This window comes from Pseudomonas sp. KSR10, assembly GCF_022355455.1.
Taxonomy (GTDB): Bacteria; Pseudomonadota; Gammaproteobacteria; order Pseudomonadales; family Pseudomonadaceae; genus Stutzerimonas; species Stutzerimonas stutzeri_E.
This window is the reverse complement of the sequence record NZ_JAKOEN010000017.1, coordinates 110,354-113,877: the sequence shown is the minus strand read 5'-3', so window position 1 is coordinate 113,877 and position 3,524 is coordinate 110,354. Positions and strand designations below refer to the sequence as shown.

Here is a 3,524-nt window from a genome sequence, read left to right as displayed (position 1 = left end):
GGGTTATGAGCCCGACGAGCTACCAGACTGCTCCATCCCGCGTCTGTGGGGCGGCATTCTACAGCTTTCAGTGGTGCTGTCACGGCTTAATTGGACGAAAGCGTATTTTCTTCAAGCATTTAGCGAAACGTTGATGCCGGACTTCGCAGTCACGGCGCGAATTCGCCGCTCTTGTGACGCGTCGTGGCTGGGCCGGTGATGGTAGCGAGCGATTCGCAACATCCCCCAGAGCATGGCCAGTGCGGCGGCACTCCAGCCGACGACCATCAAAAGGATTACCAGTGCGGGTGCGATCATTGTTGGATTCCTTTCTAACCCGAGATCTACGGCTCTCGATAGGTCGGACCCCAGGTTCGGCTCAACGGTTCCGCTTGCCATTGGTCGGTGACGCTGACCGATAGCGCACGGCTGGTCTTTTGGATTGCCTAAAAAGAGTGTCGCGACTCAGTAGAAGGAGGGAGGTATGCGGACCTACTTGCTAATCGCGTTTGGATCCGTGGCCGGGCTCGCTGCGATGACAGGCGTTGCCGCTGCGCAGGTTGACCCAGCTGCAATCGAGTTGGCACAGAACACCGGCGCTGCTGATCGCAGCTTGGGTAACGGTTCCATGGGGCTGGGTGAGGGCATCGAGCGATTACCCGAACGTCGCGAAGCCGGGCGCGACGAACGTGAAGGCCCACGAAGCAAGGCCCACGGCGAATCAGGTCACGGCGACAACGATATCGATATGGAGCATCACCCTCGCCGGACCTTGGGCGATCAGGATGACGATTGATCGAACCGACGAAAGTGGAGAAGAGCATGCTGAATAAAGTTCTGTTGATGAGTGCTGGTTTGATGGTCGTCTCTGGCATCGCGCTGGCCGACGCGGATGGCGACCTGTCCAATCCGTCCACCACGGGGACCGATGCGATGGAGCAGCCATCGTCCGAGATCCGGGATCCTGCACAGAACCAGCGGGACGGTATGGTCGACCGTGACGGAGAGATGGACAGTGACTCCGAATTAGGCACGATGGGCACCGGGGCTACGGGCACAACTGGTGGTATGGGGGCAACGACAGGAACCGATACCATCGAAGACCGCGACGACGAAACGGACCCATAGGACGCCAGGCGGCGTCAGCCGGACCGTTCCTAAGTGCCCGCCGGCTCCGTACAATGCGGTGCTTTTCAGAGCGGACCGTTTTTGATGCAAATTGCTTTGGCACCGATGGAAGGCCTGGTCGATGAAATCCTGCGCGATGTGCTGACCGGCATCGGCGGCGTCGACTGGTGCGTGACCGAATTCATTCGAGTGTCCGATCGTCTGCTACCTCCATCCAGTTTCCGCAAGCTTGCACCTGAGCTCGACAACGATGCGAAAACCCGTACCGGCACACCGCTGCGAGTGCAATTGCTGGGCTCCGATCCGCTTTGCCTGGCCGACAATGCCGCATTCGCCTGTACCCTCGGCGCGCCTGCCATCGACCTCAACTTCGGCTGTCCGGCCAAGACCGTGAACAAGTCTCGTGGCGGTGCCGTGCTGCTCAAGGAACCCGAATTGCTACATGCGATTCTGTCTGAGGTGCGCAAAGCGGTTCCGGCACATATTCCAGTCACTGCAAAGATGCGTTTGGGTTTCGATAGCCCGGATGGCGCGCTCGATTGCGCCCGGGCACTGGTCGACGGCGGCGCAGAGCAACTGGTGGTGCATGCGAGGACCAAGGTCGACGGCTATAAGCCGCCGGCGCATTGGGAATGGGTGGCCAGGGTTCGGGATGTGGTCGCGGTGCCAGTGTTTGCCAACGGCGATATCTGGTCGTTGGAGGATTGGCGCCGCTGTCGCGAAGTCAGCGGCGTCGAGGACATCATGTTGGGCCGCGGGCTGGTCTGTCGGCCGGATCTGGCGCGTCAGATCAGCGCGGCGAAGCGGGGTGTGACGGTCGAGCCGATGAGCTGGGATGACGTTCAGCCGCTGCTCGCTGACTTCTGGATGCAGGCACGGCGCAAGATCTCTCCACGCTACGCACCGGGTCGGCTCAAACAGTGGCTGTCCATGCTCACCCGCAGCTATCCACAAGCGGTTTCGCTGTTCGCCCAGCTGCGGCGCGAGAACGATTGCGAGCGACTCGACGCCCTGTTGGGGCTCGACAGCTCCGCGCCGGGTTTCGAAGTAGCCGTCTGAACTGGGCTTCCGGCGGTGGGGCTAGCGCCCACCGCTGATGTCCAGCAGCGCACCGCTGGCGTAGCTGGCCTTTTCGCTGGCGAGCCAGAGTATCGCTTCGGCCACCTCTTCAGCCTCGCCACCACGGCCCATGGGCACGCTGGACCGGACCCGCTCGACGCGTCCCGGCTCGCCACCGCTGGCGTGAATGTCGGTGTTGATCACGCCTGGTCGCACGGCGTTGACTCGAATGCCTTCGGCGGCCACCTCCTTGGCCAGACCAAGGGTCATGCTGTCGATTGCGCCCTTGGCTGCCGCATAATCAATGTATTCGTTTGGCGCGCCGAGCTTCGCTGCGATCGACGAGACATTGATGATGGCGCCGCCGTTGCCACCGTAGCGGGTGGACATGCGTTTCACAGCCTCACGCGCACAGAGAAAACTACCGGTCACATTGACCGAGAACACACGCATCAGTCGCGCCGCATCCATTTCATCCAGGCGCATCTGGCGCTCTAGCATGCCGGCGTTGTTGACCAGTACGTCGAGCCTGCCGAACTCATCATCGATTGCGGCGAACAGGTTCGCGATCTGCGCCTCGTCAGCCACGTCGGCGGCGATCGCGATGGCTCGCGTGCCGTTACGTTGAAGCTCTTCGAGTAGTTGCTGTGCGGCGTCCTGGCGGCGGTGGAAATTCAGACACAGCGAGTAACCTTCGCTCGCTGCAAGCCTGGCAGTAGCGGCACCTATCCCTCGGCTGGCACCCGTGATCAACATGACTTTGGACATTTAAAACTCCGACGAACGGTCTTGAAAAACAACGGGCGGTTCCTATCTAGGGCATTACAGGATGCCGAATTCGGGTCCTGTAGTAACCACTCGCTGAATATCAGGAGATAGCAAAATGACTAGTTTTTCGATGGCTCCATTGTTCCGCCAATCCATTGGCTTCGATCGTTTCAACGATCTGTTCGAGTCCGCATTGCGTAACGACGCTAGCAGCTCGTTTCCACCTTACAACGTGGAAAAGCACGGCGATGATCAGTACCGCATCATCGTAGCAGCCGCCGGATTCCAAGAATCCGATCTGGACCTGCAGGTTGAGCGTGGCGTGCTGACCATCAGTGGCGGCAAGCGCGAAAACGGAGGTGACAATGTTACCTACCTGCACCAGGGCATTGCTCAGCGCGCGTTCAAGCTCTCGTTCCGCCTCGCCGACCATATAGAGGTCAAGGGCGCCGCGCTCAACAACGGGCTGTTGAGCATCGAGCTCGAACGCGTCGTACCGGAAGAGGCCAAACCCAAGCGCATCCCGATCAACGGCGAACGCCTGGCGCTGGAAGAGGCCTGACCGCGAAAGGAGGGCGTCGAGGCGCCCT

At 60.5% G+C, this 3,524-nt stretch carries 6 protein-coding genes; 4 read left to right on the top strand and 2 right to left on the bottom strand.

Annotated features, from left to right (window positions below):
- Positions 1–111: 111 nt before the first annotated feature.
- Positions 112–297 (bottom strand): hypothetical protein, encoded by a 186-nt coding sequence (locus MCB86_RS08700; protein ID WP_052679325.1) that lies wholly within the window; start codon positions 295–297, stop codon positions 112–114.
- Positions 298–463: 166 nt separating this feature from the next.
- Between MCB86_RS08700 and MCB86_RS08695 the strand changes: the two genes are divergently transcribed.
- The 3 genes from MCB86_RS08695 to MCB86_RS08685 all read left to right on the top strand — a co-directional run bounded on the left by MCB86_RS08695 (position 464) and on the right by MCB86_RS08685 (position 2,166).
- Entirely contained in the window at positions 464–775 is a 312-nt protein-coding gene (locus MCB86_RS08695) for a hypothetical protein (protein ID WP_239610603.1), read from the top strand.
- On the top strand, positions 772–1,107 hold the full coding sequence (locus tag MCB86_RS08690; protein WP_052679324.1) for a hypothetical protein: 336 nt from the start codon (positions 772–774) through the stop codon (positions 1,105–1,107). The genes MCB86_RS08695 and MCB86_RS08690 overlap by 4 nt, the downstream gene beginning before the upstream one ends.
- An 84-nt stretch (positions 1,108–1,191) precedes the next feature.
- Positions 1,192–2,166 carry a tRNA-dihydrouridine synthase gene (locus MCB86_RS08685; RefSeq protein WP_045162508.1) on the top strand — a complete coding sequence of 325 codons (975 nt, stop codon included), beginning with the start codon at positions 1,192–1,194 and terminating at the stop codon, positions 2,164–2,166.
- A gap of 21 nt (positions 2,167–2,187) precedes the next feature.
- Here the strand turns inward: MCB86_RS08685 and MCB86_RS08680 are convergent, their stop codons facing one another.
- The gene (locus MCB86_RS08680; protein ID WP_045162507.1) at positions 2,188–2,934 is read right to left on the bottom strand and encodes an SDR family oxidoreductase; all 747 of its coding nucleotides are present in this window, start codon (positions 2,932–2,934) and stop codon (positions 2,188–2,190) included.
- A 115-nt stretch (positions 2,935–3,049) separates the two neighbouring features.
- Between MCB86_RS08680 and MCB86_RS08675 the strand changes: the two genes are divergently transcribed.
- On the top strand, positions 3,050–3,496 hold the full coding sequence (locus MCB86_RS08675) for an Hsp20 family protein (protein ID WP_045162506.1): 447 nt from the start codon (positions 3,050–3,052) through the stop codon (positions 3,494–3,496).
- The last annotated feature ends 28 nt before the right edge of the window (positions 3,497–3,524 follow it).

Bases quoted from the DNA above. Each gene is read 5' to 3' on its own strand.
- MCB86_RS08700 (WP_052679325.1), bottom strand. From the start codon at position 297: ATGATCGCACCCGCACTGGTAATCCTTTTGATGGTCGTCGGCTGGAGT.
- MCB86_RS08695 (WP_239610603.1), top strand. From the start codon at position 464: ATGCGGACCTACTTGCTAATCGCGTTTGGATCCGTGGCCGGGCTCGCT.
- MCB86_RS08685 (WP_045162508.1), top strand. From the start codon at position 1,192: ATGCAAATTGCTTTGGCACCGATGGAAGGCCTGGTCGATGAAATCCTG.
- MCB86_RS08680 (WP_045162507.1), bottom strand. From the start codon at position 2,934: ATGTCCAAAGTCATGTTGATCACGGGTGCCAGCCGAGGGATAGGTGCC.
- MCB86_RS08675 (WP_045162506.1), top strand. From the start codon at position 3,050: ATGACTAGTTTTTCGATGGCTCCATTGTTCCGCCAATCCATTGGCTTC.